The following is a 653-nucleotide window of genomic DNA, read 5'->3' as shown; positions in this document are numbered from 1 at the left end:
CGCTCGAGGAGTTGCGGCGGCGGGCGCCGGGGCAGCGCATCGGCGTGATCGGCGTGTCGCTCGGCGCGGCGTCGCTCGTGCTGTGCCGCGATTGCCCTCCCGTCGATGCCGTTGTGCTGGAATCGATGTATCCGACGATCGAGGAAGCCGTCGCCAACCGCTTGCGCATGCGGCTGGGGCCGGTGGGCGGGCCGCTGTCCGTGCTGCTGCTGTGGCAGCTGCCGCTGCGCCTCGGCATCCAGCCGGATGCGCTGCACCCGATCAAATTCGTGGGACAGGTGAAGGCACCGGTGCTGATCGCGTCCGGCAGTGCCGATTTGCACACGACCCTGGCCGAAACGCAGCGGTTGTACGAGGCCGCCGCGCAGCCGAAAGCGCTGTGGGTGGTGGAGGGCGCCGCGCACGTGAACCTGCATGCGTACGCGCGCGAGGAATACGAGCGGCGCATCGGCGCGTTCCTGGCGGCGCATCTGGATCCGGTATCGGTCGCGGACGAACGCTGAAACGCAAAACGCCGCAATCCTTTTGCAAAGATTGCGGCGTTTTGCGCCAGTATCCTGGTGGTCTCGAAGACCGGGTAGCTTTTGGTGCCCACGGAGGGACTCGAACCCCCACACCTCGCGGCACATGGACCTGAACCATGCGCGTCTACC

1 protein-coding gene is annotated in these 653 nt (G+C 67.2%); it reads left to right on the top strand.

From position 1 onward, the window contains the following. Positions 1-503 (top strand): alpha/beta hydrolase (locus ACEN88_RS33580; protein WP_413346671.1); only part of this gene is annotated, 503 nt, incomplete at its 5' end. Positions 504-653: the final 150 nt, after the last annotated feature.

The sequence above is a fragment of the Massilia sp. CT11-108 genome, from assembly GCF_047302915.1.
In the GTDB taxonomy this organism is placed as follows: Bacteria; Pseudomonadota; Gammaproteobacteria; order Burkholderiales; family Burkholderiaceae_D; genus Telluria; species Telluria orientalis.
The sequence above is the reverse complement of the archived record's forward strand: the minus strand, read 5'-3'. Positions and strand labels throughout refer to the sequence as shown.